This is a genomic window from Rummeliibacillus sp. NPDC094406 (assembly GCF_044763875.1).
Taxonomy (GTDB): Bacteria; Bacillota; Bacilli; order Bacillales_A; family Planococcaceae; genus Rummeliibacillus.
The window spans coordinates 79,760-105,918 of sequence record NZ_JBIWGZ010000007.1 but is presented as its reverse complement, the minus strand read 5'-3'; the positions used below and the strand labels follow the sequence as shown (position 1 = coordinate 105,918).

The 26,159-nt window shown below is 34.9% G+C and carries 26 protein-coding genes, 1 pseudogene and 1 other annotated feature; of the genes and pseudogenes, 4 read left to right on the top strand and 23 right to left on the bottom strand.

Going from position 1 to position 26,159, the window contains the following annotated elements:
- Nucleotides 1-42: 42 nt before the first annotated feature.
- From fumC to ACIQ4I_RS17120, 4 genes are all read right to left on the bottom strand, one after another.
- Nucleotides 43-1,425, bottom strand: a complete 1,383-nt coding sequence (gene fumC, locus ACIQ4I_RS17135; protein WP_403098196.1) for a class II fumarate hydratase — start codon at nt 1,423-1,425, stop codon at nt 43-45.
- Nucleotides 1,426-1,721: 296 nt separating this feature from the next.
- Entirely contained in the window at nt 1,722-2,267 is a 546-nt protein-coding gene (locus tag ACIQ4I_RS17130; protein WP_403098194.1) for a PCYCGC motif-containing (lipo)protein, read from the bottom strand.
- A gap of 167 nt (nt 2,268-2,434) precedes the next feature.
- Complete coding sequence (locus tag ACIQ4I_RS17125) at nt 2,435-3,982, bottom strand: flotillin lipid rafts scaffold protein FloT (protein ID WP_403098193.1); 1,548 nt, start codon at nt 3,980-3,982, stop codon at nt 2,435-2,437.
- 33 nt (nt 3,983-4,015) lie between these two features.
- On the bottom strand, nt 4,016-4,546 hold the full coding sequence (locus ACIQ4I_RS17120; RefSeq protein WP_403098191.1) for an NfeD family membrane protein: 531 nt from the start codon (nt 4,544-4,546) through the stop codon (nt 4,016-4,018).
- 240 nt (nt 4,547-4,786) lie between these two features.
- Between ACIQ4I_RS17120 and ACIQ4I_RS17115 the strand changes: the two genes are divergently transcribed.
- Together ACIQ4I_RS17115 and ACIQ4I_RS17110 are read left to right on the top strand one after the other, a co-directional pair.
- Entirely contained in the window at nt 4,787-5,407 is a 621-nt protein-coding gene (locus ACIQ4I_RS17115; protein WP_403098189.1) for a DUF47 domain-containing protein, read from the top strand.
- Between the two features lie 15 nt (nt 5,408-5,422).
- Entirely contained in the window at nt 5,423-6,421 is a 999-nt protein-coding gene (locus tag ACIQ4I_RS17110; protein WP_403098187.1) for an inorganic phosphate transporter, read from the top strand.
- Between the two features lie 235 nt (nt 6,422-6,656).
- On the opposite strand, the pseudogene ACIQ4I_RS17105 reads toward ACIQ4I_RS17110, so the two are convergent.
- The 6 genes and pseudogenes from ACIQ4I_RS17105 to ACIQ4I_RS17080 form a co-directional block, all read right to left on the bottom strand.
- A pseudogene (locus ACIQ4I_RS17105) lies at nt 6,657-6,740 on the bottom strand (carboxylesterase); the annotation flags it as partial.
- Between the two features lie 24 nt (nt 6,741-6,764).
- Entirely contained in the window at nt 6,765-6,938 is a 174-nt protein-coding gene (locus tag ACIQ4I_RS17100; RefSeq protein WP_403098185.1) for a hypothetical protein, read from the bottom strand.
- Nucleotides 6,939-6,990: 52 nt separating this feature from the next.
- The gene (locus tag ACIQ4I_RS17095) at nt 6,991-7,455 is read right to left on the bottom strand and encodes a hypothetical protein (protein ID WP_403098183.1); all 465 of its coding nucleotides are present in this window, start codon (nt 7,453-7,455) and stop codon (nt 6,991-6,993) included.
- A gap of 269 nt (nt 7,456-7,724) precedes the next feature.
- Complete coding sequence (locus ACIQ4I_RS17090) at nt 7,725-8,804, bottom strand: AI-2E family transporter (RefSeq protein WP_403098181.1); 1,080 nt, start codon at nt 8,802-8,804, stop codon at nt 7,725-7,727.
- A 223-nt stretch (nt 8,805-9,027) separates the two neighbouring features.
- A complete protein-coding gene (locus ACIQ4I_RS17085) occupies nt 9,028-9,888 on the bottom strand; it encodes an SAM hydrolase/SAM-dependent halogenase family protein (protein WP_403098179.1) in 861 nt (286 codons plus the stop codon).
- Between the two features lie 79 nt (nt 9,889-9,967).
- Nucleotides 9,968-10,236, bottom strand: a binding site (T-box leader).
- Nucleotides 10,237-10,298: 62 nt separating this feature from the next.
- Complete coding sequence (locus ACIQ4I_RS17080) at nt 10,299-11,996, bottom strand: M3 family oligoendopeptidase (protein WP_403098177.1); 1,698 nt, start codon at nt 11,994-11,996, stop codon at nt 10,299-10,301.
- A 217-nt stretch (nt 11,997-12,213) separates the two neighbouring features.
- On the opposite strand from ACIQ4I_RS17080, the gene ACIQ4I_RS17075 reads away from it, so the two are divergent.
- Complete coding sequence (locus ACIQ4I_RS17075; protein WP_403098175.1) at nt 12,214-13,248, top strand: YecA family protein; 1,035 nt, start codon at nt 12,214-12,216, stop codon at nt 13,246-13,248.
- 180 nt (nt 13,249-13,428) lie between these two features.
- Here ACIQ4I_RS17075 and ACIQ4I_RS17070 read toward each other — a convergent pair whose 3' ends face one another.
- The 12 genes from ACIQ4I_RS17070 to ACIQ4I_RS17015 all read right to left on the bottom strand — a co-directional run bounded on the left by ACIQ4I_RS17070 (nt 13,429) and on the right by ACIQ4I_RS17015 (nt 24,532).
- Nucleotides 13,429-14,004 (bottom strand): YdcF family protein, encoded by a 576-nt coding sequence (locus tag ACIQ4I_RS17070; protein ID WP_403098174.1) that lies wholly within the window; start codon nt 14,002-14,004, stop codon nt 13,429-13,431.
- A gap of 114 nt (nt 14,005-14,118) precedes the next feature.
- Entirely contained in the window at nt 14,119-14,466 is a 348-nt protein-coding gene (locus ACIQ4I_RS17065; RefSeq protein WP_403098172.1) for a hypothetical protein, read from the bottom strand.
- Nucleotides 14,467-14,576: 110 nt separating this feature from the next.
- Complete coding sequence (locus ACIQ4I_RS17060) at nt 14,577-16,280, bottom strand: methyl-accepting chemotaxis protein (RefSeq protein ID WP_403098170.1); 1,704 nt, start codon at nt 16,278-16,280, stop codon at nt 14,577-14,579.
- Between the two features lie 377 nt (nt 16,281-16,657).
- Nucleotides 16,658-17,371 (bottom strand): YebC/PmpR family DNA-binding transcriptional regulator, encoded by a 714-nt coding sequence (locus ACIQ4I_RS17055; protein ID WP_403098169.1) that lies wholly within the window; start codon nt 17,369-17,371, stop codon nt 16,658-16,660.
- A gap of 191 nt (nt 17,372-17,562) precedes the next feature.
- On the bottom strand, nt 17,563-18,036 hold the full coding sequence (locus tag ACIQ4I_RS17050) for a low molecular weight protein-tyrosine-phosphatase (protein WP_403098167.1): 474 nt from the start codon (nt 18,034-18,036) through the stop codon (nt 17,563-17,565).
- A gap of 28 nt (nt 18,037-18,064) precedes the next feature.
- A complete protein-coding gene (gene lepB, locus ACIQ4I_RS17045) occupies nt 18,065-18,604 on the bottom strand; it encodes a signal peptidase I (protein WP_403098166.1) in 540 nt (179 codons plus the stop codon).
- Nucleotides 18,605-18,785: 181 nt separating this feature from the next.
- Complete coding sequence (locus tag ACIQ4I_RS17040) at nt 18,786-19,073, bottom strand: helix-turn-helix domain-containing protein (protein WP_403098164.1); 288 nt, start codon at nt 19,071-19,073, stop codon at nt 18,786-18,788.
- 121 nt (nt 19,074-19,194) lie between these two features.
- Nucleotides 19,195-19,800, bottom strand: a complete 606-nt coding sequence (locus ACIQ4I_RS17035) for a lysophospholipid acyltransferase family protein (protein WP_403098162.1) — start codon at nt 19,798-19,800, stop codon at nt 19,195-19,197.
- 500 nt (nt 19,801-20,300) lie between these two features.
- Entirely contained in the window at nt 20,301-20,504 is a 204-nt protein-coding gene (locus ACIQ4I_RS17030; protein ID WP_403098160.1) for a hypothetical protein, read from the bottom strand.
- A gap of 82 nt (nt 20,505-20,586) precedes the next feature.
- Nucleotides 20,587-21,462, bottom strand: a complete 876-nt coding sequence (locus tag ACIQ4I_RS17025; protein WP_403098158.1) for a DUF7662 domain-containing protein — start codon at nt 21,460-21,462, stop codon at nt 20,587-20,589.
- Nucleotides 21,463-21,965: 503 nt separating this feature from the next.
- Nucleotides 21,966-22,967, bottom strand: coding sequence for a GTPase (locus ACIQ4I_RS17020; protein ID WP_403098156.1), 1,002 nt, complete (start codon nt 22,965-22,967; stop codon nt 21,966-21,968).
- 569 nt (nt 22,968-23,536) lie between these two features.
- Nucleotides 23,537-24,532, bottom strand: a complete 996-nt coding sequence (locus ACIQ4I_RS17015) for an SEC-C metal-binding domain-containing protein (RefSeq protein ID WP_403098154.1) — start codon at nt 24,530-24,532, stop codon at nt 23,537-23,539.
- A gap of 136 nt (nt 24,533-24,668) precedes the next feature.
- Between ACIQ4I_RS17015 and ACIQ4I_RS17010 the strand changes: the two genes are divergently transcribed.
- Complete coding sequence (locus ACIQ4I_RS17010; RefSeq protein ID WP_403098152.1) at nt 24,669-25,142, top strand: VanZ family protein; 474 nt, start codon at nt 24,669-24,671, stop codon at nt 25,140-25,142.
- Nucleotides 25,143-25,162: 20 nt separating this feature from the next.
- Here the strand turns inward: ACIQ4I_RS17010 and ACIQ4I_RS17005 are convergent, their stop codons facing one another.
- Complete coding sequence (locus ACIQ4I_RS17005) at nt 25,163-26,041, bottom strand: putative RNA methyltransferase (protein WP_403098150.1); 879 nt, start codon at nt 26,039-26,041, stop codon at nt 25,163-25,165.
- Nucleotides 26,042-26,159: the final 118 nt, after the last annotated feature.

The window sequence follows — 26,159 nt, the reverse complement described above, 5'->3', positions numbered from 1 at the left end:
TTTAATGTATTGTGAAATGTAAAATCAAAACCACAATAAGTTTTAGAATTTAATCATTTTACTTGGAACTACCCATTCGTTGAATTGTTCTTCTGTTAGAAGACCAGTTTCAAGAGCAGCTTCTTTTAATGTTAGACCGTTTTTATGTGCATGTTTAGCAATTTTCGCTGCATTTTCATAACCGATGTATGGGTTAAGAGCAGTTACTAACATTAGTGAGTTGTTTAAGAAGTGTTCAAGTTTATCTTCGTTAGCAGTAATACCTTGTAAGCAGTGTTCATCGAAGCTGCGGATTACGTCAGATAGTAATTCAACAGATTGCATGAAGTTATAAAGAATAACAGGTTTGAACACGTTCAATTCAAAGTTACCTTGAGAAGCAGCCATACCAAGAGTTACGTCATTACCCATAACTTGTACAGCTACCATTGTAACAGCTTCACATTGAGTTGGATTTACTTTACCTGGCATAATGGATGAACCTGGTTCGTTTTCTGGGATTGAGATTTCGCCAAAACCAGAACGAGGACCTGAAGCTAACCAGCGAACATCGTTGGCAATTTTCATCAAGTCTGCAGCTAGAGCTTTCAAAGCACCGTGAGCTGTTACCATTTGGTCATGAGAAGTTAGTGCATGGAATTTATTTGGTGATGCAACGAATTTTAGACCTGATTCTTTAGCTAATACAGCAACTACTTTTTCATCGAAGCCATCAGGAGCATTTAGACCAGTACCTACTGCAGTACCACCGATTGCAAGTTCTAACATATGTTTAGAACTTTCTTCAATCATTTCTTCTGATTTTTCGATCATGTGTAACCAACCGCTAATTTCTTGACCTAATGTTAAAGGAGTCGCATCTTGTAAGTGTGTACGACCAATTTTGATTAGTTGCATAAATTCTTCAGATTTTGCTTTTAAAGTTGCTTTAATTTGACGCAAAGCGGGTAGTAAATTCTTTTCTACTGCAATTGAAGTTGCAATATGAATTGCAGTCGGGAACGAGTCGTTCGAGCTTTGAGATTTATTCACATCGTCATTTGGGTGTAGGCGTTCTTCACTACCTTGAGCTTCAAGGTATTCGTTACCAAGGTGAGCGATTACTTCGTTAACATTCATATTTGTTTGAGTACCACTACCTGTTTGCCAAATAACTAGTGGGAATTCGCTATCCCATTTACCAGTCATGATTTCATCAGCTGCATGAGCAATTGCATCTGCTTTTACTTGTGATAATGTACCAAGTTCAACACATACTTTTGCTACTGATTTTTTAAGTAATGCATAGCCATGAATAAAGTCGATTGGCATATGTTCAGAACCAATTTTAAAGTTTTGTTTACTACGCTCCGTTTGAGCACCCCATTTATGTTCTGCAGGTACTTTTACTTCTCCCATGGAATCATGTTCAATACGATATTCCAAGTTGTTCATCTCCATTTCTTTTGCTACGAGTTTTGTTCCCACTCAACACTTATGATATCGGTTTCTCTTCTAATTGTCTGCTATTGTGTTTTAATTATGGTAAAAACCTATTGGAAAAGTAAAAAGTCTAAATTTAACCCTAAATTACTCATAAATTTTTTAAAAAGTGAATAAAGCCTATATTATATGATTTTTATTCCTTTGCATTACGTCAAATAAGTAAAAAGAAGTTTCACCATATCCACTACTTTCTAATTGCACACAAAAGCATATATACTCTCTATTTTATACAGATACTATAATGGCATAGGGGTTGGAGTTGGTTTTGCATACCCCTCTTTATAATCATTATCAATTTGTTTACGGATTTCTTTAAGTGATGCCCCTTCTTGTGCTTGCTTAATCGATTTAACTGCAATTTCTACGCAAACGATACAGCGCGTCCCATGATCATCCCAAACAACGGAACCATCGTCTTTTACTTCTTTAATAAAACAATTTAAGTTGCTTTTATGATTGGCACTTTCTGCACATCCACAATAACAAGGCATCCACTTTAAAACTTCTGTTTCCTGCCCAGCTGCTGTATAAACCAGTTTCAAATCCTCTGATTGATTATCTAAAAAACTCGGTAATTTGTTTGCCGATGCTGTTTCCTCTTGAAGATCACCATTGGCTAGTGTGTGTTGATGATTTCCGTGATTTGATTGCTCTGTTGTTTCAGTTGTTTGTATTTGATTATGTTCCCCATGATTTTTCTTTGACGATTCTTCTGCATTGTTGCCACAAGCTGCTAAAATCAATGTGCCCGCTAATAATACTGATAACCACTTTTTCTTCACAGTAAAACTCCTTTAAAAGCATTTCCTTTCATTATACCTTAGGTAGGTATTTTAAATACTGACAAGAATGACAAATCAAAGACAGTGTTTTTTATTTAGGATCAACAAAAAAATAAAAATTGCCCGGCAAGTCGATTCTCCGACTTACTCGGGCAATTAAGGACGCATTAATTTTCAGTAGTTGTTGCAGCTGATGCATCGTCTTTTTGTTTTACATTGTCAGCTAATCGTTCAATACTTGGACGAATTGTATATTTACCTGAATAATTCTCTAATAATTCCTTCATATCAATACCTGAAGATGCTTTTAGTGTTTCTTGTAATGTTGCCATTAAGTCTGTTGCATATCCAGTTACTTTATTGGCTCCACCACCTTCACCACTGCCAGTATCTACAACAGTAATTTTATCGATATTAGATAATGGACTTGCTACTTGTTTTGCATATTCAGGCATCATTCGGATAATCATATCTAATACAGCGGCTTGACCGAATTGTTCGAAAGCTTCTGCAATTTTACGTTTTGCTTCGGCTTCTGCAAGACCTTTAAGACGGATAATTTCTGCTTCTGACTCCCCTTGTGCACGTTCAGAATCAGCTTTTGCTAAACCGTCTAAACGGATCTTCTCAGCTTCTGCTTTTGCTTTCGCTTCAATACGATATTTTTCTGCATCGGCTTGTGCTAATTGTTTCATCTTTTCTGCTGAGGCATTTTGTTCAATTGCATAACGATCCGCATCAGCCTTTTTCTTCACTTCTGAATCATATTGTTTCTCACGACGTAAAATTTCTTTTTCTTCTAATTCAATTTGCTTTTGACGTTCGATGATTTTAATTTGCATTTCTTGTTCTGTTACTTCTTGTTTTGCACGCGCAGTTTCTAATTCGTACGCTTGGTCAGCACGAGCTTTTGCAATATCTTGTTCACGACGGAATTCCGCTACTTTTAATTGATTTTCTTTTTCTGCTTCCGCAATTTCGGTTGCACGTTCAAGTTCTGCCTTTTGTGCTTCTTTATCTGCTTCTGCTCGTTTAATACGAGTTTCTTTTTCTGCATCTGCTGTTGCAATATCTGCATCACGTCTGACCTGAGCTATTCTTGGTTTCCCTAGTGAATCTAAGTAACCGTTTTTATCTCGTACATCTTTAATCGTGAAGGATACAATTGTAAGACCCATTTTTGCTAAGTCTTGAGAAGCAACACGTTGTACTTCTTGTGAGAATTTATCACGATTTTTGTAAATTTCTTCAACTGTCATAGACCCTAGAATTGAACGTAAGTGACCTTCAAGCACTTCTTTTGCTTCATTTTCACGTTCTTCTTTTGGTTTACCTAAAAACTGTTCAGCAGCCGTTGCAATTTCAGATATCGAGCCACCAATTTTGATAATGGCAATCCCATCAGCCATTACAGGAACACCTTGCTCTGTATAAACTTCAGGTGTTGTTACTTCTAGTTTACTGGATAGTAAACTAAGAGGTTCCGCTTGTTGAAATACTGGTAACACAAATGTACCGCCACCACGGATAATTTTAATACGGTTTCCACCTTCATCCGTATGTACGTTCTTAGATCCTAGATAACTACCTGTAACAATGAGTGCTTCATCTGGACCTGCTGTTCGGTATTTTGTTATATACACTCCAATAATTGCTAACAAAATAACTACTACGATTACACCAACAATTAGTATCGGTGACATTAATAATGACATATCAATTCCCCCTATTTTTATTCTTATACACCTTTAAAATATCGGATCATACTTCCTGACATATAATGTACCTTTTGTCACTTCTATAATCAGCACCTTTGAATCATAAGGTATTGCCACATTATCATAGCTTGTTGCACGTTTTGAAATGATGCCGTTGACTGTCTCAACTACTACCTCACCAAATCCATCGATAGGAATCGGAACAATTACTTTTCCTACTTGGCCACCCAAGGATTCTTCGGTATAAGCCATCGATACTTCAGCAGATTTTAATGGAATTAAGATGAAATAATAAAGTAGAAGATCTAATATTAATGAAAGAACTGCAGAAATAATAGCAATTAAAATACTATTCAATGATGTAAATATTTCGATGATAAAACCAAGTGCTGCAAAGAAAGTTAAAAAGGCTAAAATAACAGTTGGATTAAAAAATGGAATTCCTTCTCCAACTCCATCAACAATATCGCCAAAGAATAGATATAAAACCATACAAATAGCTAAAAATATTAATGAGTACAAATACCACTGTTCAACGGACCAGGAATTTATGTCAATCATCTTCACCCCCTTAAATAATTACTTATCTCATTCAATATGTAATACGGATGATATACAAAAAAGTTTCATTTTTTTCTGATTATTATTTCAATCATTATGCACATTCTATATGTTACAGGAATGTAAATTTTGTTGAATCTCATATGATTATTGTAGGGATTTTTTTCGCGATTTGATATGATTATAGTTGCGTTCAAAATTAGATTTTCGGTGATTTATATACGAATTAGGAGGCTTTATATGTTTAGCTCAAAAAAAGAAGACCCTTTCTTTACTGCATTGTTGAAAATTGCTCAAAATGTAAATGAAGCAACTCACTACGCTGATGATTTTAAAATTACAGGCGTTGCAGACCTGAAAGAGCTTAGTGTAACACTTAAGAAATACGAAACGGATGGAGATTCATTAATTCATGATTTAATCCAAAAGTTAAATAAATCATTTATGACACCAATTGAACGTGAAGATATTTTAGAATTAGCTGTACGTATGGATGATGTCTTAGATGGCATTGAAGGCTGTATCGCACACTTCGAAATGTTCTCGCTTACTGAAGTTGATGATTATATGAGAGATTTTCTAAAATATATTGTACTTAGCACAGATGAAATCGTTACTGCTATGGAACATTTGACAAACAAAAAATTAATTAACATGCGTGAACACGCCATTCTCATTAAGGATTATGAACGTAAATGTGATGAAGTATTACGTACTTCAATTAAACAATTATTCTTACATGAAAAAGATCCTATCCGCATTATTCAATTTAAAGATATTTACGAACAACTTGAAGAAGTTGCTGACTATTGCCAAAATGTTGCCAACTCAATGGATACTATTATAATGCGTAATGCATAGGAGCTGTAAAATCAAATGAATACAATAATAATTTTAACCGTTCTTGTTGTTATATTCGCATTAGCATTTGACTTCATAAACGGTTTTCATGATACTGCAAATGCAATTGCTACAACAGTTTCGACACGTGCACTTTCACCTCGTGTTGCAATCGTTTTAGCTGCAACAATGAACTTTATTGGTGCAATTACCTTTACTGGCGTTGCCAAAGCAATTGCAAAAGATATTGTGGACCCATTTGCTCTAAGTAATGGAACATATATTATTTTAGCCGCATTACTGTCAGCAATCATATGGAACTTAGTTACATGGTACTTCGGTATCCCTTCCAGCTCATCCCATGCATTAATTGGTTCATTAGCTGGAGCTGCAATTGCTGCTGCAGGGTTTTCTGCTATTAACTTTAGTGGTTTTATCAAAATTATTAAAGGGTTACTTTTTTCACCATTTATCGCCATCATCATTGGTTTCTTGATGATGTCATTATTTAGAATGATATTTAAAAACTTTAATTTATACCGTTCCAATAAGGGATTCCGTAAAGTACAGATTTTCACCGCTGCTCTACAAGCTTTTACTCACGGTACAAATGATGCTCAAAAATCAATGGGGATTATTACTATGGCTTTAATCGCAGCAGGTTTTCAATCTGGGGATGATGTACCTATGTGGGTACGTGTATCTTGTGCCGCTGCAATGGGACTAGGTACTTCAATTGGTGGTTATAAAATCATTAAAACAGTTGGCGGTAAAATTATGAAAATCCGTCCTGTTAATGGGGTTGCAGCTGACTTATCTTCATCAATCATCATTTACGGTGCCACTCAAATAGGATTGCCAGTTTCTACAACTCATGTTATTTCTTCTTCAATTATGGGTGTAGGTGCTGCACAAAACGCTAAAGGTGTTCATTGGGGTGTCGCACGTAGAATCGTCATTACTTGGGTAATTACATTACCTATAGCTATATTGTTAGGCGGATTAATCTTCACCATCTTTAATCTATTTATATAATTAAAACTATATGATAAAAATCTTTCAAAAACTTACAGATTTTTTGTCTTCTCAAAAAAAGATTCTACCGCATTAGCGCATAGAATCTTTTTATTTTATCTAAAATTCTTACGATACCAATTGGAAGCTGAATCAACTTCACCCATTGTCAATTGATAACCATACTGATGCTTCATCAATAAATGTTGCTAACTCCTTCGTAAGCATGTTTAAATTATCTAAATCGTTCTATGGAATCACATTCATTTCCACCTGTACCATGCAGTAATAATAGCGTTGGTGCCAACTCATCTGTAACTTTTACAAAAATATGTTGCATAGCAAATATCCCCTTTGTAAAAGATTAATATCTTGAATATGAGATAATCGTTTGTGCCACTTCAGGTGTCAAACCTAACGATTTTTGATTAGGTTGATGTGGATTGTTTTTAAAAAAAGCAAAAATTGACAAGAAGATTAGAATCATGCAAACAAGAACAATTCCAATAACTATTAATGTCGCCTTTTTTCCAGACATCTTCCTCACCCCTTCTAATCTCGCTAATAAGCTCTATTATTGCAAGCGGTAATTATTTATTAGATGGTTTAAATCCTTCTGCAAATAAATAATCTTCGGCATCATCACGTGTGCCGAAACTTTCTTCTAAGTTAAAACCATGATAAATATTCCAGTAGGGTGCATCATTTACTAGAAGTAATTGATCGCCTGTGCGATTACGCCAAACTTGCTCAATTTTCACTTCTTCAACAGGTTCATCTACTTCAGATAAATACATAATAGAATCTTCAATTACCTCGCGTAGTTCTTGTTCTGAGAAGTCACGAATATTGACTAGACCTCTATCAGCATTATAGCGAAGTAAATCTCCAACATAGACGAAACCATTGCCATTTGGATGTAGTTTTTCTACAACGATTTTTTTTTCGTATTGGCTACCTTCAAAGTGATAATTTAAGCGATTCATTGAAATTTCTTTGCGTGTTAGTCCTGAGAAACTTTCAATGATTTGTTGTTTTTGTTCAAATGTTAGCATAGTATACTCCTTTGTCCTTTACAGTCTTTTTTAGTATACCATTATCCCCATTTTTAATCGCTTAAAACCAAAAAGAACGAAATAAGCTGCATAGTCTCCACAGCCTATTTCGTTACCGAAATCTTTCTTTTAATAGTCTCATTAATGTAGTCATATATAGTCCATCATAGCGTACAAAATCTTCGCATGAATTTCAGCTCTTGTAGCCTCACATGTTTGTTGGCGATGATCATTGGAGGTTTTTAAATCTCACTTTCCAAGTGCTTCACCTACACATTCTTCGTTGCTGTTGATCGAATTTCCTTTCTGTGTTCATAGATATTTTTTACAACAACTTTACCTACTGCATACATTGGTACTCCTATTAATATCCCCACAAATCCTGCAATATTACCAGCTGCTAAAATAATCGTAATAACAGTTAACGGATGGATATCTAGCGATTTTCCCATTACATTTGGTGTGATAAAGTTACTGTCTATTTGTTGTGCAACAAGTGTTATGACACATACCCAAACAGCTAGTATCGGGTCCTGTAACAAACCAACTACTACGGCAGGAACAAGTGCAATCCATGGTCCTATGAAAGGTATCATATTCATAAAGAACGCCAAGAGAGCTAGTAATATTGCATATTCAAGCCCGATTATTTTATATCCGGTGAAAATAATGGTTGCTAGGATAAAACTAATCAATAATTGACCTTGGATATAATTACGAAGTACATCATTGATTTCTGCCAATGTTTTCTTAATCCATTCACGACGTGATCCGCTAAATAGATTATAAACTTTTGGCGCAAATTTCTCATGGTCCTTTAACATGTAGATAAAGAAAAATGGAACAAGGATTAATACAAATGCACCTGAAACGATACTAGAGATAAACTGAACTAAAAACTTACTAGTAGATACTGCATAACTTTGAATAGAATCCATTACACTATTAATCGCATCATTTAATTGACTAGGGAAATTATCACGATTATTTAATACAGTATTGACCATATTTGTTAATTCATTTGCTAATGTTGGAGCCGTTTTTACCAAATTATTAATTTGCGCATTAATAGGCGGGACAATAACCGCTATGAAACCATATACAGCTAAGCATAATAATAAAATAATTGTTAATATGCTTGCCCAACGTGGGAACTTTCTTTTTTCTAGGAAACGTTGAATCGGCTCTGTTGCATAATACAAAATCCCGCCTGCTAATAGTGGGACGAATATTGCACTTAAAAGAGCCACAATTGGGTAAAAGAGGGATTTAATTTCAAGGAAATACTTCACGATTAGCAATGCTAGAAGTATACCAACACCCGCTTGAAACCATAGTTTTTTTGTCAATTAACTTCACTACCTTCTACATATTTTATCTAAGTATTATTTTCATAGTTCAAGTATACGCTATACACTGATAAACTGGAAATATACATAGCAAAAAAGGATTTGACCAATAGAAATTTTGATCAAATCCTTTGCGACAAGGCCACTCAGGAGCTAAGACTTTTTATTTTATATTGATTAATAGATCTCCATCAATTCATGTTGATCATAACTTATAATCTGACTATGCATAGATGATTTTTGGAGCTTTGCGAATTGATACTTCCCAATTAATTCCCGTACCAACATGATACGCTTCTGCAAAAGAACCTTGGTTAATGGCAACACCGATATTATCCAATGAATTGATATATATAAGGGGTTCCCCTATCCGTAAATCTGCAAAAGAATGACCGTATGTCATGATACTTTGGTAAATTTTACGACCATCCGTACTGATTGTCACCTCAAAAGCATCCCCATAGTTCTTTGCTACACGCTTAAATTGGCTACATCGCACATTCGTCCACAGATTCCCAAAAGGTTTATCTACAATATCAATGATTCCTGTAATGATGCCTTCTTCTAGTATGGATTCTTTTAGTTTAAGTTCTACAATTTCTGAAACTTTTAAAGAAGGGCCAACTTCTTCAAACGTAATAACTCCTGAAGCTAAGCGAGCTCCTGTATAGGCGAAAATATCTCGTCCATGAAATGTATGTGATTCACCTGAATTAGGTAGGCGGTTAATCGATTCATCAATTTCTCGAATTTCTGCAATACCATAAAAGCGTTTTATATGTGTCAATGTTCCGTTATCAGGAGTTACAATATATTGATCATTCACAGTTTTGACAACAACAGCCTTACGATCTGAACCAACCCCAGGGTCAACTACAGAAACAAAAACAGTACCTTCTGGCCAATATTGTACGGTTTGCAATAAACGATAGCTTCCTTCCCAAATGTTAAACTGTGGAATTTGATGCGTAATATCATAAATCTTAATATTTGGATTTACACTATGTGCTACTCCATACATCGCACTAACTGCACCATCACTTATGCCAAAATCTGTTTGAAAAACAAGTAAGCCTTTCCCCATTTGAAACATCTCCTCATTGAATATATTTCTGTCTAGGACTGTCGCTAAAAAAAATCCCGCCCATTACAACCTAACGATTGCAAAGGACGAGATATATACTCGTGTTACCACCTTTATTTACTACTTATTCACATAAGTAGCCTCCATCAGTGCAGAAATTTCAAGTGCTTCCTAGACTGTGATATAGATAACGGGTATCAACTCCCGCCGCATCTTACTAATGCAAATGCACGTTCAAACCGGAGCTCAGAGGCCATTTTTCAAATGATAGATTTCTACTTCTTTTCAGCTACCGAAGCTCTCTTTTAGAAATACGTTCATTTTACTTTTTCTCGTCATCGCTTTTATTATTTACTAGTGTTAATTTAAAGGTAATCACTCAAGTTGTCAAATAATTAACTGAAAATTTATTATAGTTCGTCATCTTTAACGGCATCTAAATATTCTTTAATTACACCCATTACTGATTCGACACAGCCATTTTCAAATGGTGAAACAAGATTTGCCTCTGCCACTAGTTTTGTGAATGACATTTTACCACCTAGTTGGCAAAGATGAATATAATCTTTCCATGCCTCCTCGTGATTTTCACGTGACTTTTTCCAGAATTGGAAGGCACAAACTTGCGCTAATGTATAATCAATATAATAGAATGGGCTATTGTAGATATGGGCTTGTCGTTGCCAAAAGCCACCTTGTTCTAAATAGTCAATACCATCATAATCGCGGTGTGGTAAATATATTTGTTCAATTTTTTTCCATGCTGCCTTACGTTCTTGTGGAGTCATTTCTGGATTTTCATACACAACATGTTGGAATTCATCGACTGCTACGCCGTATGGTAAGAATAATAGCGCTTCACTTAAGTGACCAAATTTATATTTTTCAGTGTCTTCTTTGAAGAATAATTCCATCCATGGCCATGTGAAGAATTCCATACTCATCGAGTGAATTTCACATGATTCATATGTTGGCCAAATATACTCTGGAATACCAATATTACGACTTGTATATACTTGGAATGCGTGACCTGCTTCATGCGTTAACACATCGATATCACCAGAAGTTCCATTAAAGTTTGAGAAGATAAATGGTGATCCGTAATCATCGATAAATGTGCAGTACCCTCCGCCTTCTTTACCTTTTTTCGCAACAAGGTCCATTAAATCGCGATCAATCATACAGTTAAAGAATTCAGCTGTCTCTGAAGATAACTCTTCGTACATTTTTTTACCATTATCAACAATCCATTCTGGTGTACCTTTTGGTGTTGCATTGCCACTTAAGAACTTTAATCCTTCATCATGGAATTTTATTTTGTCCACACCAATACGTTTTGCTTGGCGTTCACGTAATTCTGTAGCATATGGTACAACGACATCACGGATTTGATCACGATAGTTTTTGACCATTTCAGCATTATAATCGATTCGATTCATCAGTACATAGCCTAGTTCTACATAGTTTTTGTAGCCTAATGTAATGGCCATTTTATGACGTAATTTTACAAGTTCATCGTAAATACGGTCAAAGTCTTCCCCATGATCTTTAAAGAATCCAAAACGTGCCTCTGTTGCAGCTTTACGGACATCACGATCTGTCGATTCCGTATAAGGCCCTAATTGCGCAAGTGTTAGCTCTTTACCATCGAAAGAAATTTGGGCTGATGCCACAAGTTTAGAGTATTCAGAGCTAAGTTTATTTTCTTTTTGCATTAGTTCCATGATTTCTGGCGAAAAACTTTTAATTTGGTTTTCTGCTAAATCAAATAATTGTGCACCCCATTTTCCCTCTAATTCTTTTCGGAATGGTGATGCTAATAGCGCTTTATAATATTCTGTCGAAAGTTCTTCCATTTCAGGATTCTTTTCATCTAAATAATCTCTTTCTTTTTGATAAAATTCGTCATTTGTGTCAATAGAAGCCCGAATATAAACTAAGTTATATTGAGTTGAAAAATTGTTTCGGAAAGCATTGATTTTCTCAATTACTTTGCTTTGTTCGTTAACTGATTTTGCATGATTAAAATCTGTTAATAGTTGGCGAAAATATTCTTTACCCGCTGCTAAGTCTGGGCGTTTGTATTCATAATCTTTAAATGTAACCATCTTCATTCCCCTTTTCCTTTTACATTTTTCGAAACTCGAAGTATTTTCTCCTATTATTTATTATATTCTGAAATATTGCAACTAATGTTGTCAAAAATACGCTAAAATTTGGTAATTTATTACCCATTTCGAAATAGAACAATTAAAACACTTATTTTTTTGCTCAAATTGTGCTAACCTAATTTCATGCCCAATTTTTAAAGTGAGGTGCTTTACATTGGTAGGTCGTAACGATCCTTGTCCATGTGGCAGTGGCAAAAAATACAAAAAGTGTCATGGTAAAAACGCTCTAGGCGATATTACTACACTTGTAAGCGAAGAAATCGATCGTATTGTGGAAGGCTTTGTGAAAGAATCATTCCACTCTGCAAATTATCATGAACTAGAAAATAGAAATCATCTTTGGCAAGATTCATTACAACATGCATTTACAGATAAATTAATAGATACAATTGCCATGGAAACATTCATTTATATCGATCGCCCTGAACTGTGGCAAAATTATATAAATAAACAATTGACTGTCCAAAACCGACAACAAGTTAAAGACATTCTTCAATCTTGGTTGAAACCTGTCTATTTGCTTGCAAAAGTGGATTCTCAAAGTCCTGAAGTAATTGCATTAACAGATATCGTCACAAATAAAAGCTATGTTATGAATGGTACACCAGCAAAAACTTTCTCAGGTAGCTGGTTGTTTGGTATCTTCATGCCAGATGCCCGCAAAGGTGAAAATGGACTAACTGCAACAAGCAGTGTTGTTTTCATTCCAGATGAGAAAGAAAATATTGTGCAAGCATTAAGTTTAAAACTTCAAAATGGTTATACAGATTCGTTGGATCTTTATAAAACATTTATCCAAGATGCTTCAGTAGATACAACTGCTCCTAAAGAAGCTAAAAAAGAAGCCGAGAACAAGGTTGAGAGTGAAGCTGCTGTAACAATTGAAGCTTCTACTGAACTCGCTCCATTTACTGTTGAAGTTCTAGAGCTTGTTACCAAATATGTAAACGGGTTCACGCTTGATGCCTCTGAATTCATCGAAACTCTTACAAGCTTCCTAGAAAGCACATCTGTTAAAGCGAAAAAAGCGGAAACAGTTGCAGCTGGTGCTGTTTTAGCTGGACAAGCTAATGGCAATATTCCGGAAGGCGGCGTATCAAAAGTCAAAGATGTCGCAGCATACTTTGGAGTATCTGCATCGTCTATTTCTAAATATCGTGATCAAATCAGTGAATTTCTAGCTAAATAATGCCACATAAAAAGCCATCTAGTTAGGGACTAGATGGCTTTTTTATTTTTAGACTTTGTTTAACAATACTGTTGATCCATCAGTTTTCGCTACAGGCGGACGCTTTTCGCGTCTAGCTCGTTTTCCAGCAGGACTATGACATAACATCAGTTCGTCAATCTCCCTCTATGTTCCAACTTATTATTTTCCCGTAATAGCTGATTTCAAAAGCGCGAAGCGTTCTCGAAACCTTACTTTCACTTCAATGCTTTTAGGTGTTTTCGCAGGAATCACATCACATTTTATATGAAGTTCTTCCGCAAGCATTTTGGCACGTGCTAGATGATAGTCGCTTGATATTATTGTTAACCCCTTTAAATCGTCTCCAATGATTCTCTTCGTATTTAATAAGTTTTCATAAGTAGATGTTGACTGATCTTCAGAGATGATTTGTGTCTCAGGAAAACCTCGGTCTATTAAGTATCGTTTCATAACAGAAGCTTCTGTTGCATCTTCATCAGGGCCTTGACCACCTGAAACAATAATATGGACATCTGGATATTTGATAGCATAATTCAATGCTGCATCTAAACGAAATGCCAATGCTTTAGATGGTATTGCACCCCTTTTCACTTTCGCCCCTAATACTATCACATACTTATATTTTCCATTTGCTTTTGGTTTTCCACCATCTATTAGCCACTTTGTAGTAATACCCCAAAAGAATAGTATCGGTATACAAATAATTAGTAAGATTAACATCGTCTTTTTTCTCACCTCAGCATCATCCCTTATCTTTTCTATTCTACTTCAACTCTTTTTCCATAATAATTTTACTAGTACCACTTTTACTAAAATACGTCTCAATAATATAAAAGCCTACTTTAATTTTTAAAATAAGCATAGTTCTTCGATAATTGCGTCCAACTGTACGGATTTTTTTGCTAGCCTTTCCCTGTAACTAATTGATGTTGTAAATTTATTAATTTTAAAGCAATCCCTTGACCACGGTATTCTGCACTGATACCAGCTATAGAAAACCCCAACCTCTTTTTCATAACCTAATTTGAAGCCGATAGCTTTACGACCGTCTAAAGCCATACAACATAGTAAATTCAATTTTTCCTGCAATTCTCCTATTGATAGTTCAGATTCATCAAAAACTTCTCTATGAAGCTCCTGGATACCTTTAATACTTCCCACATCAGGTAGACCTTTTACATGAATGAATTCCATCATAATACCCTCTTTTTTATTTATCAGGTAAATTTTCCTTTACAAATAGTTGACTAAAGTAAAAAGACCACTGAAACAGCCATTGTTTCAGCGGCTTTATAGATAAGTATAAATTATTTCAATTGGTAATTGCTAACAATATTCATAAGATCTTCTGCAGTTCTAGCAAGTTCATCTGCACTTTTCGTTATTTCATGAATCGAACTATTTGATTGTTCAACCGAGGCCGATGTTTGTTGGATACCAGCTGCAGATTCTTCTGATATCGCAGCTGTTTCTTCAACCAATTTTGTCATATATTCACTTTCTACTAATATTTCATCTAGACTTTTAGCGATATTTACAATACTAGTATTTACTTGCTTAACAGAATCATCAATAATCTTTAATGTTTCACCTGTTGTTTTAATTTTAGCCGTACCTTTTTCCACTTCTTCATAACCGTTGACAAGCGATGCTACAACTGACCCTGTTTCATTTTGAATACTAGATACGATATCTGTAATATCCGAAACAGAACTTGATACTTGTTCTGCCAGTTTACGCACTTCATCTGCAACAACAGCAAATCCTTTACCGTGTTCATCAGCTCTCGCTGCTTCAATCGCTGCGTTTAATGCAAGAAGATTCGTTTGATCTGAAATTTCTTGAATTACTAAAACCAATTTTGAAATTTCCTTTGATTGGTCGTATAGATGATGCACTTTATCCACAGAACCTTTTACAATAGTATCAATTGTTACCATTTGATTAATTGAAGAATCCATTAACTGGCTTCCTTTAATTGTCATGGCCAGTGCATTTTCTGAATTTCGATGAATATCTTGCCCATTATGCGTTACATTGATAATTTGATTTGTAAATTGATCCATTTTGTTCGACATATTCACAGCATTATTAGCTTGTGACTCAGCACTGTTTGCAATTTCATTTATGGTTTCAGCAATTTGATCGGAGCCTTCTGAAACTTCATTAGCAGATTGATGCAGTTCTTCACTATGAGCGCTTAATATTTCTGCATCTGATTTTATTTTTTTCATAAGAAACGTTAAACGGCATAATAAGTCATTTGATGATTTCGTTAATCTTGATGTTTCATCTCTTAAATTTGTTGTTAATGGTTCGACGGTTAAATTACCTTGCGCAATTTGATCTAATTGGTACATAACTCGATTAATTGGTTTAATAATCGTTCTTGCTGTAAATATTGCAATAATCGTACTTACAATTAATATAACAAGAGATACAACTGTTATCACTTTTAACAATTGAGAACCTGTGTCTTTTACGGCATTACTATTATGCAAAACTTGAGTTTCTCGATTACTGGCAATTTCTGTATACCCACTCATCAAGTCACGTGCTAGTGTCTGAGCTTCACCATTTAATAACTTTTTCGCTTCTTCATGATTCCCCTCATCATATGTTGTAAAGACATCATTAACAATAATATCTTCCCACTGCTTACTTTTGTCTACCAATACTTTTGCTTTATCCGAATTTGTTATAGATAATATGTTATCTTCAATTATTTTGCTTTTCTTTGCATAGCTATTGAATTGATTTTTATATTCTTGTTCACCAGTTAATACATAGCCTCGTGCTAATGCTATTCGTTCTGCAATATTAAACGACATCTTTTCATCGTTCACTAATAACGGAAGTTCTTGTTTCGCAATATCATTCATACTTAAATTTACGGTTTTCATAGCATAAAAATTATAAGCAACTAAGCAGAGGTTTAATAAAACCACCGCTCCAAAGCCTACTAATATCTTTATTTTCAATGATTTGTAGTTAAAAAATCTTTTTTTCAAAATGTACTCTCCTTTTAAAAGCAATTACATAAAGTGTATGATATGTAGTTCTCAAGAATCAATATGTATTTTTAAACATAAGTTTTATATTACTATTTTATATATGAAACGGCAATACAATTATAATATTAAAGACCTAATCAATTATAACTCGTTAGGATAGCATCATCGTAAAAATATTACGTATCCTATGATTACATCAAAATAGAAACTAGATACTGTTATATCTATTTCTATATCAAAATAAAAGACTGCCTTTATGGCAGTCTTTTAGCAAAGCAAATATATTTAGCTTAGTTTGTTTATAAATCAGGATTAACTGACTTCGGCTCGTATCCAATCTTGTATATGCAAAAAAGGTACTCTGGCGTCAGTTTTTATAGTTCAACGTTGTGATATACGTGTTGCACATCTTCAAGTTCTTCAAGTAGGTCAATTAAGCGTTCGAATTTATCAAGGTCTTCGCCATCAAGTTGTACTTCTGTTTGTGGAAGCATTGTTAATTCTGCAACGCCGTATTCTGTAATATCTTGCGCTTTTAATGCTTCTTGGACAGCATTAAATTGATCTGGTTCAGCATAGATGATTGTAGATTCACCTTCTTCGAAAACGTCGCGAACATCTACATCAGCTTCGATTAGAAGTTCTAAAACTTCGTCTGCAGATTTGCCTTCTAAAGCAAACACTGCTGTTGCATCGAACATGTATGATACTGCACCACTGACACCCATGTTACCGCCGTTTTTACCGTAAGTTGCGCGTACATCTGCTGCTGTACGATTAACATTGTTTGATAATGCATCGACGATAATCATAGAGCCATTCGGTCCGAAACCTTCATATCGTAATTCATCGAAGTTTTCTTCGCCGCCGCCTTTTGCTTTGTCAATTGCACGATCAATAATATGCTTAGGTACACTATATGTTTTTGCGCGTTCTAAAACGACTTTTAACGCACCATTAGATTCTGGATCTGGTTCACCTTGTTTAGCAGCTACATAAATTTCACGACCGAATTTAGCATAGATACGAGCAGTACCTTGGTCTTTTGCAGCTTTTTTTTCTTTAATGTTGTTCCACTTACGTCCCATTGGATTCACTCTCTTTCAATGTATTCTATATATAAATTACTCGTGGGTCATAAGATACCCACATGGGATCAGCCATTAATTTACTGTAGTATTATACACTATATTCGTCATAAATTGTATACAGGCGAAAAGTGAAAAATGCCTCTAACAAGAATTAACGGGGATTTTCAAGTACTAAAAGAAGCCTCTCATTACGAGTGGCTTCTTTTATCAGCTTCAATTTTTTGTAATAAGGCTTTGCAACCTTCTAAGCATAATTGGTATGTCTCTTCAAAGTCACCTGTAAAATACGGATCTGGAACATCTCTTGAATCCTGTATCAAATCAAGTAAACGGAACACCTTTGAACTTTCTTTTATACCTAGCATAGGTAATGCATTTTGGATATTGCTATTATCCATGCAAACAATATAATCGAAACGATCATAATCTTCCTGTTTTATTTGGCGGCTTAACATTCCTTCAGTAGCAATATGATACTCGGCAAGTTTTTGAACTGTGCCTTGATGTGGACCATCTCCAATATGCCAATCACCAGTACCAGCTGAATCGATATCAAATTGCTCAGACTTCCCTTGTGACTCAACTAGATTACGGAAAATAGCCTCAGCCATTGGAGAGCGACAAATATTTCCTAAGCAAACAAATAATACGCCTATTTTCATAACGACTCTCCTCTATTGATGTCTTGTATTAGAATTTAAACGGGTAGAATTGGAATTTAACTTCCCCAGTAATTGCAGATTTTTTGATAAAACCATATTCACGGCTATCGCTACTATTTTGGCGGTTGTCTCCTAATACGAAATAGGAATCCTTCGGTACTTTCTCCTCACCTGTCACTTCTTTCAGTGTGAAGTCTTCTGTGAAATGATCACCCATTTTTTCATATTCGCTAATACCGGCTTTTAAATATGGTTCATTGTATTCTTTACCGTTAATATATAACTTATCATTTTTTACTTTTATCGTATCTCCTGGTAGACCAATAACACGTTTAATATAATGGTCGTCTTCTACAGGAGATTCAAAGACAATTATATCAAAGCGATCGATATGGCTCGTTTTACTAATGATAATCTTATTATTATTTTGGTATGTTGGCTCCATTGATTCGCCTTTAACTGTTACTGGTGAAAACAAGAATTGTCTACATAAAACAGCAATTACTACTGCAATAAGAATTGGCCATACCCACGATAAAATTTCTTTACTCAAACTTCTTTTTTCCATTTTATATCACCCTCAAATTTGTGGCTTAACTTTAATAACTATTCAATATTATGCCACCTATCGGTGAGTTCTGTCATTGAATATTTACTGAAATTGACGCGAATTCTTCTAAATCTAAAAAAACGAGGCGTCTATTAGCATAAATATGACTGAACAGACAACCTCGTATAAAATTCCACAGCTATGTATTCGGCTGTTCTTTCAGAGCTTCTAAATGTGTCTCTGTAATACCCAAAACCTCATACACTTTCTGTAGTGTCGTATCTCTGACTTTACTGTCACCACGTTCGATGCGGCTGACAGTTTTTTGTGTGACATTTGCTCGTTCTGCCAACTCCGATTGTGTTAGTCCAACTGACATACGTTGTTTAAAAATGATTTGGCTACGTTTTTCAGCCATCACTTCTAAAGGAGATTTCTCCTGTTCCACATTATTATCTTCCTGTTCAAATAAATCTACAGTAACCATCTAACCACCCCTTAAAAGAAATTGTGTTCTACAGTATTCTTTTATTTAGTTACCTTTCAAGATGACTGAATCCAGAAGAAGTAATGATGACTTAAGATGCACTTCTAAACTCAAAAATAATCTAGAGTTTTTCTTGTGAAATCTTCTCTTCTAGTTGCTCTTTTAAAGTAACTAATTGCTCCTCCAGGAAATGTGTAAATTCCTCTCTACCACTTTTACCTCTTGCTGTAACATAGAAAGGTTCTCCAAAAATTAAATAGCCTTTCTTGCGCGCAAAGACTTCATTTAGCGTATTTGGTCCTATGTATGCAGCTGGGATAATTGGTGCTTTCGAGAGTTGAGCAATTGTAATAGCACCTTGTTTTAGAGAAGTGCCTTCCGCATTTCGTCTGCCACTAGGAAAAATCCCAACAACTTTTCCTTCTCTAATCAACTTCATCGGTACTTTTACAACGCTTGGTCCTGGATTTTCACGATCGACCGGGAAAGCTTTCAACTTTGTTATAAACCAGCCAAGTAGTTTATGATCAAAGAGCTGTTTCTTAGCCATAAAATGAATTGGTTTCGGGTAAATAGAAACTCCAAGATTCAAAATATCAATCCAACCTGTGTGTGTACAAGCAATTAAATAACCACCCTCTGTTGGCACGTTATGCTTGTTATAAACTTTTGCCTTATTAAATAAACCTAAAAACTTAGTAACAAATAGACATACAAATCTATACAATTCCCTACTCCTAACTACTAAAGAAATATAGTCAACTCTACCCGTCTACTATACCTCCCAACGTTCCCATATATAACAATAATAAATCCTATATAATAAATAGTAGACTCATATTATGAATCCATTCTCTATTTCCCTTACCTTATATTGTAAACGAAATTTTCAAAATGTGTACCCAATGCACAAAAATCGTTAAAAATAATTAGTTTTTTCAAACATTTTAAGTTGGAAAAGTGGAAAGCATATAAATTCGAGCATCATTAACCTCTAATGTAGATAAATAGCAGTTAGACTAATTCATAAAAACAGTAAGTTATCAATATTGCGTTTTCTGGGGGTGGAATATAGAACAGTGAAAGCAATATATTATTGATTTTGAAAAATATTGATTAAGATTTTTTGCATAAATCTATCCAGTCGTGGTAGCTAACAAACTGCGTCCGGCTGTAGTTAAACATTAAAAAAACAAAAAGACCATCCACTTTTGAAGGATGATCCTATCATTTTGATTTTGATTTGTTCGCTTTACTATCTGACTTTGAAAGAAAAATCATTAATGCGATTAAACTAATAATATTTAATAATGTACCACCAATCAGCAGGGCCCATTGCACACTAAGCGGTAAATCCTTTGTCACCGCAAAAGTTATACTAAGAGAGCCTATAGCAATCAAAACCATATAAAATGTAAGCCCTTTGAACAATGCGCCTCGCCTCTTTTCTATAGATTATTGAATCTAATCTGATAGTATCACTTGTTGTTTGAATCTTCTAGACAAATATTCTTTATGCATTTAGTGAATACTTATCTGCAATTACTTTTGGCAATAATATAAGCTGTATATTACCAAGATGTTGCTTATAATTTTTTTCTATAACATTAAATGCAGGTTCTTCTGTGACAAAATAATATTGGATAATGGCATTTGTATAGTTTAATAAACGGCAATCCTGCAATAACCTACTCCGTTGGCCTGGAGCAAAGTCAGCTGTTAAGGAAGGTGGCGCTGTTTTTAATATAGCAGCAATTTTATCTCCGGTTGTTGTTTTTTCTTCATACAAAAAGGTATATTCATCTTGCTGTTTGATATAAGAACTATTCGGTACTAAGCGATGCTTTTCAAGCAAAAATTCATGCATTAATTGTTTTGCTAAATAGTTCACATCTTGTTCTATTCTCCCAAACAGCCGACGCCATTCACAAAATACTTTAAATTGAGATACGATTGTTTCATCCGTAAAACGTCGATGATTGTTTTCTGTAAAAAATTGTTGGGCAGCATCCATTTTCGCCATAATTTTTTGGAAAGATTCAATATCATTATATGTAGTATCTGGTATTGATCTTGAAATTAATGTTTCTCTCATTACTTTATTCTTCTTTTTCGTCAATATTTCCTTTGATACTTTTAAAAACTCCACGCAACGACCAAATTGGACAATATCTACTCGATATCCCGCTTCAAGCCAAGCAGCTGCTTGTACATATGTTCCACTTCGAGTGTTTCCCCACCACGCTTGATACTTATAGGCAGATTTCGGTAGTTTGGCTTGTAAAATTTCTTCAATTTCTTCAAAAGCGAGTACAATATGTCTTTCTTGTTGTTTTGATAGGTATTCATATAAAGGTAAATACTTGCCCTGTAAGGTATGTCCTGCCATCTAAATTGCTCCTTTATATTCAGAAGTTCAAGATTAATATATTTTAACATAATTGTACTAAAAATTCTAAATATTCTTTTTAAAGTATATCCTACCACTTTAAAACAAGACTATGGTATGCATACTGTTGATTTTTTATCTATAGTGCCAACACGCTAATCGCAGTTTCCTCACGCAATACGAGCATCGCGCTGTAAAAATAACGATTCTTTTCAAATATCAACAATCATGTTTAACAGTGCTTAAAATAAAAAAGGCTCCCAACAGTGAATGAATAAATCACTATTGATCAGCCTTCCTACTTGAATTGAAAAACAGCTACTATTTTTCCTGCTAGGCACCCCCGCTAAACGCACGAACCGAACTGCGTTGTCTCACACGGTTCGTACTCGCGCTTTATTCAAGGCGGGAGTGCTAATTTAATTTCTTCCACTATTATAAGGACTTATTAGCCCTCCACTTTTTCGTTCATTGAATATATTTGAACTTCTTTGTAGAGTAATTTATTTCTTCTGCTCTTTTAAAAACCGTTCATATAGCGGTTTTAATGCCTTGGCATCCAATTCCATATCATGTTCGTATGCGTATTTCACAGCATAGCCAAGAGAAATAGTCATTGCTCCTGCTACACTAGCGCCTGCTACTGTCCCTGCCGCTGGTATAAACTTCACAATTTGTCGGAATATCGTTTTACCTATATTCCCCACAACTGTAGCTACTACCATCTCTTTTGCTCGGTCTTTTGAAACAGGCTTATCATATAGCGTGGACAATTTAACCATTAGCCCCACTTGCAAAGTTGTTAGCGGAATAAAATCTGCCCCTGGAATAGGCACTGCTCCGATAGCCGCAGCTGAAGCGCCCGCACCAAGAATCCACTTCTTTGCAGTCGCTGATTTATCCGCCATATGCTTGGCCATCAGTACTTCCTTTTTTTTGCTTTCTAACAGCTCCAAAATCTTATTTTGGAGCATCTCCATATTTTCACCTGTACGTGAAGAAATAGGCGTTACTGGGTAAGCATAATTCGTATGGTCTTGTATATATTTCACCAGGCTAGGTATATCATCAGCTGCATCAATTTTGTTGAGTACAATGATGATATCTTTATTTACTTCACTAACTTTCTTTAACGAAGCTAACTCTGAATCGGATAATACGGTACCAGCAGCATTTAAAAAGAATAAAATCATATCTGCCTGCTGATAGAAATTCATCGTTACGGCAGAATTCTCTGCTTTTATATCATCAAGGCCAGGGGTATCCACAAAAATAATCTTATCCTGATAGCTATATTTTTTTATCTGCTGTGTTTCTCCTGGTCTTGCGCCAACAAGAGCTACTTCTTTATCCATTAATCGGTTAATCGTTGATGATTTTCCTGCATTCACATCACCAATCATTGCGATTAGGATTTCTTCTTCAAGTTGATCATTTACTTCTTTTGATTTTTCGGCAAAAATTCGATCGAATTCTTCATCGGTAAATGGTTTAAATTCGCTCACAATTACACCCCTATCGCATACAGTTCTTATAATTAAACTATATGATTTGATAGAGGATTGCAATTTTTTACTTTTTCGTACTTTTGAAATTGACTTTTTAATACGAAGGGTACTGTAAAGTTTTAAATGTAAATATTAATAGTATTAATGGACTTATGAATGATGTGGAATTAGCTTCGCTTTCCGCGGGCGAGCGTTGAGCCTCCTCGGCAGCTCCTAGCTGCCTGTGGGGTCTCACCTGTCTCGCTTTCCCGCAGGAGTCTTTGCTGATTCCACATCAACAATGATAGCTATACAAGATTTTTATTATTAATTTTTTTCAGTGTTTCACTACTTCCTGAAGGGCTTTCAGCTCAAGTTTTTCCGGTAGGACTATAAATGTCCTCACTGAATTAACATCGCACGAAGGAAATGCGAATACATTTTTCGAGCTCGCCGTTTTTCCCTCCACACTAAAGTAAATTGGATATTGCATTAGAAATTGACTTATTAATAAAAATAAAGAGTATTATAATTTTTCAAATTAGAAAAAACGTCTATCTTCATTTCTAGAGATAGACGTTTCTACTTTATACATTAGGCTTTTTTTCTGCGTAATATTCTTTTAGTTCATTATAATATTTGTTTAATGATGACGTTGAAACTCCGAATTCTTCTGCTAATTCTTTAACCGTTATTTCGATTGGTTCGAATAGACCTGCTTCTCCACCAAAACGAATAGCACCTGCTGCAATAGCAACAGCTTTCCGTGCTTTAGGTTGACGTTCAACAACATAATCTTCAACAATCTCTAACACGGTTTTATGATCACGACCGCGAGCTTCTAAAAACCCAAGAACTTGTAAAAATACATCAGCTTCAAAATCAGTGAATTCTCCGCCTTCAAAACCATTTTCACCAAGGTTTTTCCAGAAGCTTAAAGAATGTTCTTTCCAAAATTCTTCGTCAAGTTGATCTTGCTCTTTAAAGTCAGCTGCTAATTGTTCGAACACTTCTTGATGATCTTTTGGGAAGAATATCATACTAGATACAGCAAGATAATACTTTTCCTTGTTTGAGCCATCAGGTAAAATGAAGCAAAATACATGGACATCTAAAGGAATTGGCTTTTCTCCTTCACGACGTAGGTGAACGATCTCGTCTGTTAATATGTTTTGTGCGATCATATAGTTCTCTTCAACATCCATTACTTTAGCAACCATCATTGTTGGATGATCCCATGTTTCAAGTACAGCTAATGTAGAAGGGCGAACTGTTTCCTTTTTGATTTTTTGCAAATAGCCTGTCCAAATATCTGTTCGCTCATGGAAAAAGAAAGAATCCAATACGATTGCTTCAATCATATCTTCCACTAAATATTGTCCAATAGCATTTTGCCATTTATCTGCTAATTCACCAAAGTCTTTATAATCTTTTCTTAAAGGATAGACATCATAGAAAGTTTGTAAAACTCTTTCTAGCTCTTCCGCATAAACTTCTTCAACTGTTACAGCTTCTTTTAAAGCACAACATTTTTTGTACTTTTTACCACTACCACATGGACATGGATCATTACGTCCTGGCATTTTAACACGTCCTTTATTCTATTAAGTGCTGTTTTAGCATATCATTTTTTTTGCATTATCAAAAGTTCTCTTTAAAAAGCGTAATTTATATATGAAGACCCATGAAAAAAGAGTATACATGTGGTACGTTCTTTATATGAAAAAATATATTCCACTTCTCATATTATTATTGGCTATTTTTATCTCATCAAGTCAAACTTATGAGCAGCAAACAATCGTACCAACATTACAGCAGCATCTTCCAAACGAACCTCTAAAGCCACTATTATCACTACTGCATTTTCATTATTATGGCATGGAAATTTCTGTGGATTCACGAGGATATTATTATTTCTTGGAATTCTTATTCCGAAAGTTAGCTCATTTTTGTACATTTGGAGCTATAGGGTTAGCAGTTTATATTACTCTTCCTCGACTGAAGTATCGATTTATCATATCTGCAGTTATGACATGTATATTTGCAGCAACTGATGAAATACATCAATATTTCACATCTGGTCGTACAGCTTCCTTTCAAGATGTTTTGTTGGATACGACGGGTGCTATTACATTTTTAATCATTTTTCAATGCATACGTATGCTCATAAAAAGGAAATCCACAAAAGCTTAATCTTTTGTGGATTTTTTGTATTATTTAAAAGCTTTTTTTAATGATACTTTACCTATTAAAATATCCAAATCAATTGTTATTTCTGTTACATTATTTTGATCTGCATCCGCCTTTTGATGCCACCCCATTGGTGTCATATGCATCAGCATTGGCACGAGTGTCGGATCGATTTCGACAGTTTGTGTAATACGCTCTACTGATACTTCACTAAAGTTTTCTTTAAAACGTTCTACTGTACGATCATTAGAATAGGATTCTTTGTCGGAATCTGCAAAAAACAATTTTCGTAATTGTCGAAGATATCCACTTTGTGGAACTATCTTCACCACTACTCCTTCTGGTTTTAACAGTCGTCTAAATTCCGTATAATTTGCTGGTGACAAAATATTTAAGATTACATCAAAGCTAGACTCTTGGAATGGACTTTTCGCTAAATCTCCAACACACCAGATCATATCTTCATAATTTCGACCTGCTGCAATAATTCCTTCTTTTGCAATGTCGATTCCTGCTCCAACAATCTTATTATCTGTTGTTTCTTCAAATTGATTTTTAATCATCGCTAAATGTGAGCCCTCACCGCAGCCTGTATCTAATACAGTAAGATCCTGTCCAAACGTTTTCAACGAATCCATTACAGCTTCATGCATTGGCAAATAGAGTCCACTTTCAATTATTTGTTTACGTGCTTCAAACAATTCTTTACCATACATAGATGTTGCAGGATGCGTCATAAAATTCACATACCCTTGTTTTGCTACATCAAATGTATGTCGATTTTCGCAAGTTACAACACATTGCTCTGTAACTGTCATTTGCTCATGACATACGGGACAAGCAAAGATTGTTTGCTGTTCTCGCATAAAATTGGCACTTGCCACTTTTTTCGACAATCCCACAAAAACACCTCGATTAATTTTCTTCTTTCATTAGTATACACTGAACTCTACATTGATAGAAAATACAATAAAAACACCAACTAAGTAGTTGGTGTTCATCTTTGATAATTCTCTATAT

What these genes read in the sequence shown, in the direction of transcription:
- ACIQ4I_RS17125 (WP_403098193.1), bottom strand. Translation starts at nt 3,982, where the DNA reads ATGTCATTATTAATGTCACCGATACTAATTGTTGGTGTAATCGTAGTA.
- ACIQ4I_RS17120 (WP_403098191.1), bottom strand. Translation starts at nt 4,546, where the DNA reads ATGATTGACATAAATTCCTGGTCCGTTGAACAGTGGTATTTGTACTCA.
- ACIQ4I_RS17115 (WP_403098189.1), top strand. Translation starts at nt 4,787, where the DNA reads ATGTTTAGCTCAAAAAAAGAAGACCCTTTCTTTACTGCATTGTTGAAA.
- ACIQ4I_RS17110 (WP_403098187.1), top strand. Translation starts at nt 5,423, where the DNA reads ATGAATACAATAATAATTTTAACCGTTCTTGTTGTTATATTCGCATTA.
- ACIQ4I_RS17100 (WP_403098185.1), bottom strand. Translation starts at nt 6,938, where the DNA reads ATGTCTGGAAAAAAGGCGACATTAATAGTTATTGGAATTGTTCTTGTT.
- ACIQ4I_RS17095 (WP_403098183.1), bottom strand. Translation starts at nt 7,455, where the DNA reads ATGCTAACATTTGAACAAAAACAACAAATCATTGAAAGTTTCTCAGGA.
- ACIQ4I_RS17085 (WP_403098179.1), bottom strand. Translation starts at nt 9,888, where the DNA reads ATGGGGAAAGGCTTACTTGTTTTTCAAACAGATTTTGGCATAAGTGAT.
- ACIQ4I_RS17080 (WP_403098177.1), bottom strand. Translation starts at nt 11,996, where the DNA reads ATGGTTACATTTAAAGATTATGAATACAAACGCCCAGACTTAGCAGCG.
- ACIQ4I_RS17065 (WP_403098172.1), bottom strand. Translation starts at nt 14,466, where the DNA reads ATGATGGAATTCATTCATGTAAAAGGTCTACCTGATGTGGGAAGTATT.
- ACIQ4I_RS17055 (WP_403098169.1), bottom strand. Translation starts at nt 17,371, where the DNA reads ATGGGACGTAAGTGGAACAACATTAAAGAAAAAAAAGCTGCAAAAGAC.
- ACIQ4I_RS17050 (WP_403098167.1), bottom strand. Translation starts at nt 18,036, where the DNA reads ATGAAAATAGGCGTATTATTTGTTTGCTTAGGAAATATTTGTCGCTCT.
- lepB (WP_403098166.1), bottom strand. Translation starts at nt 18,604, where the DNA reads ATGGAAAAAAGAAGTTTGAGTAAAGAAATTTTATCGTGGGTATGGCCA.
- ACIQ4I_RS17040 (WP_403098164.1), bottom strand. Translation starts at nt 19,073, where the DNA reads ATGGTTACTGTAGATTTATTTGAACAGGAAGATAATAATGTGGAACAG.
- ACIQ4I_RS17025 (WP_403098158.1), bottom strand. Translation starts at nt 21,462, where the DNA reads ATGGCAGGACATACCTTACAGGGCAAGTATTTACCTTTATATGAATAC.
- ACIQ4I_RS17015 (WP_403098154.1), bottom strand. Translation starts at nt 24,532, where the DNA reads ATGCCAGGACGTAATGATCCATGTCCATGTGGTAGTGGTAAAAAGTAC.
- ACIQ4I_RS17010 (WP_403098152.1), top strand. Translation starts at nt 24,669, where the DNA reads ATGAAAAAATATATTCCACTTCTCATATTATTATTGGCTATTTTTATC.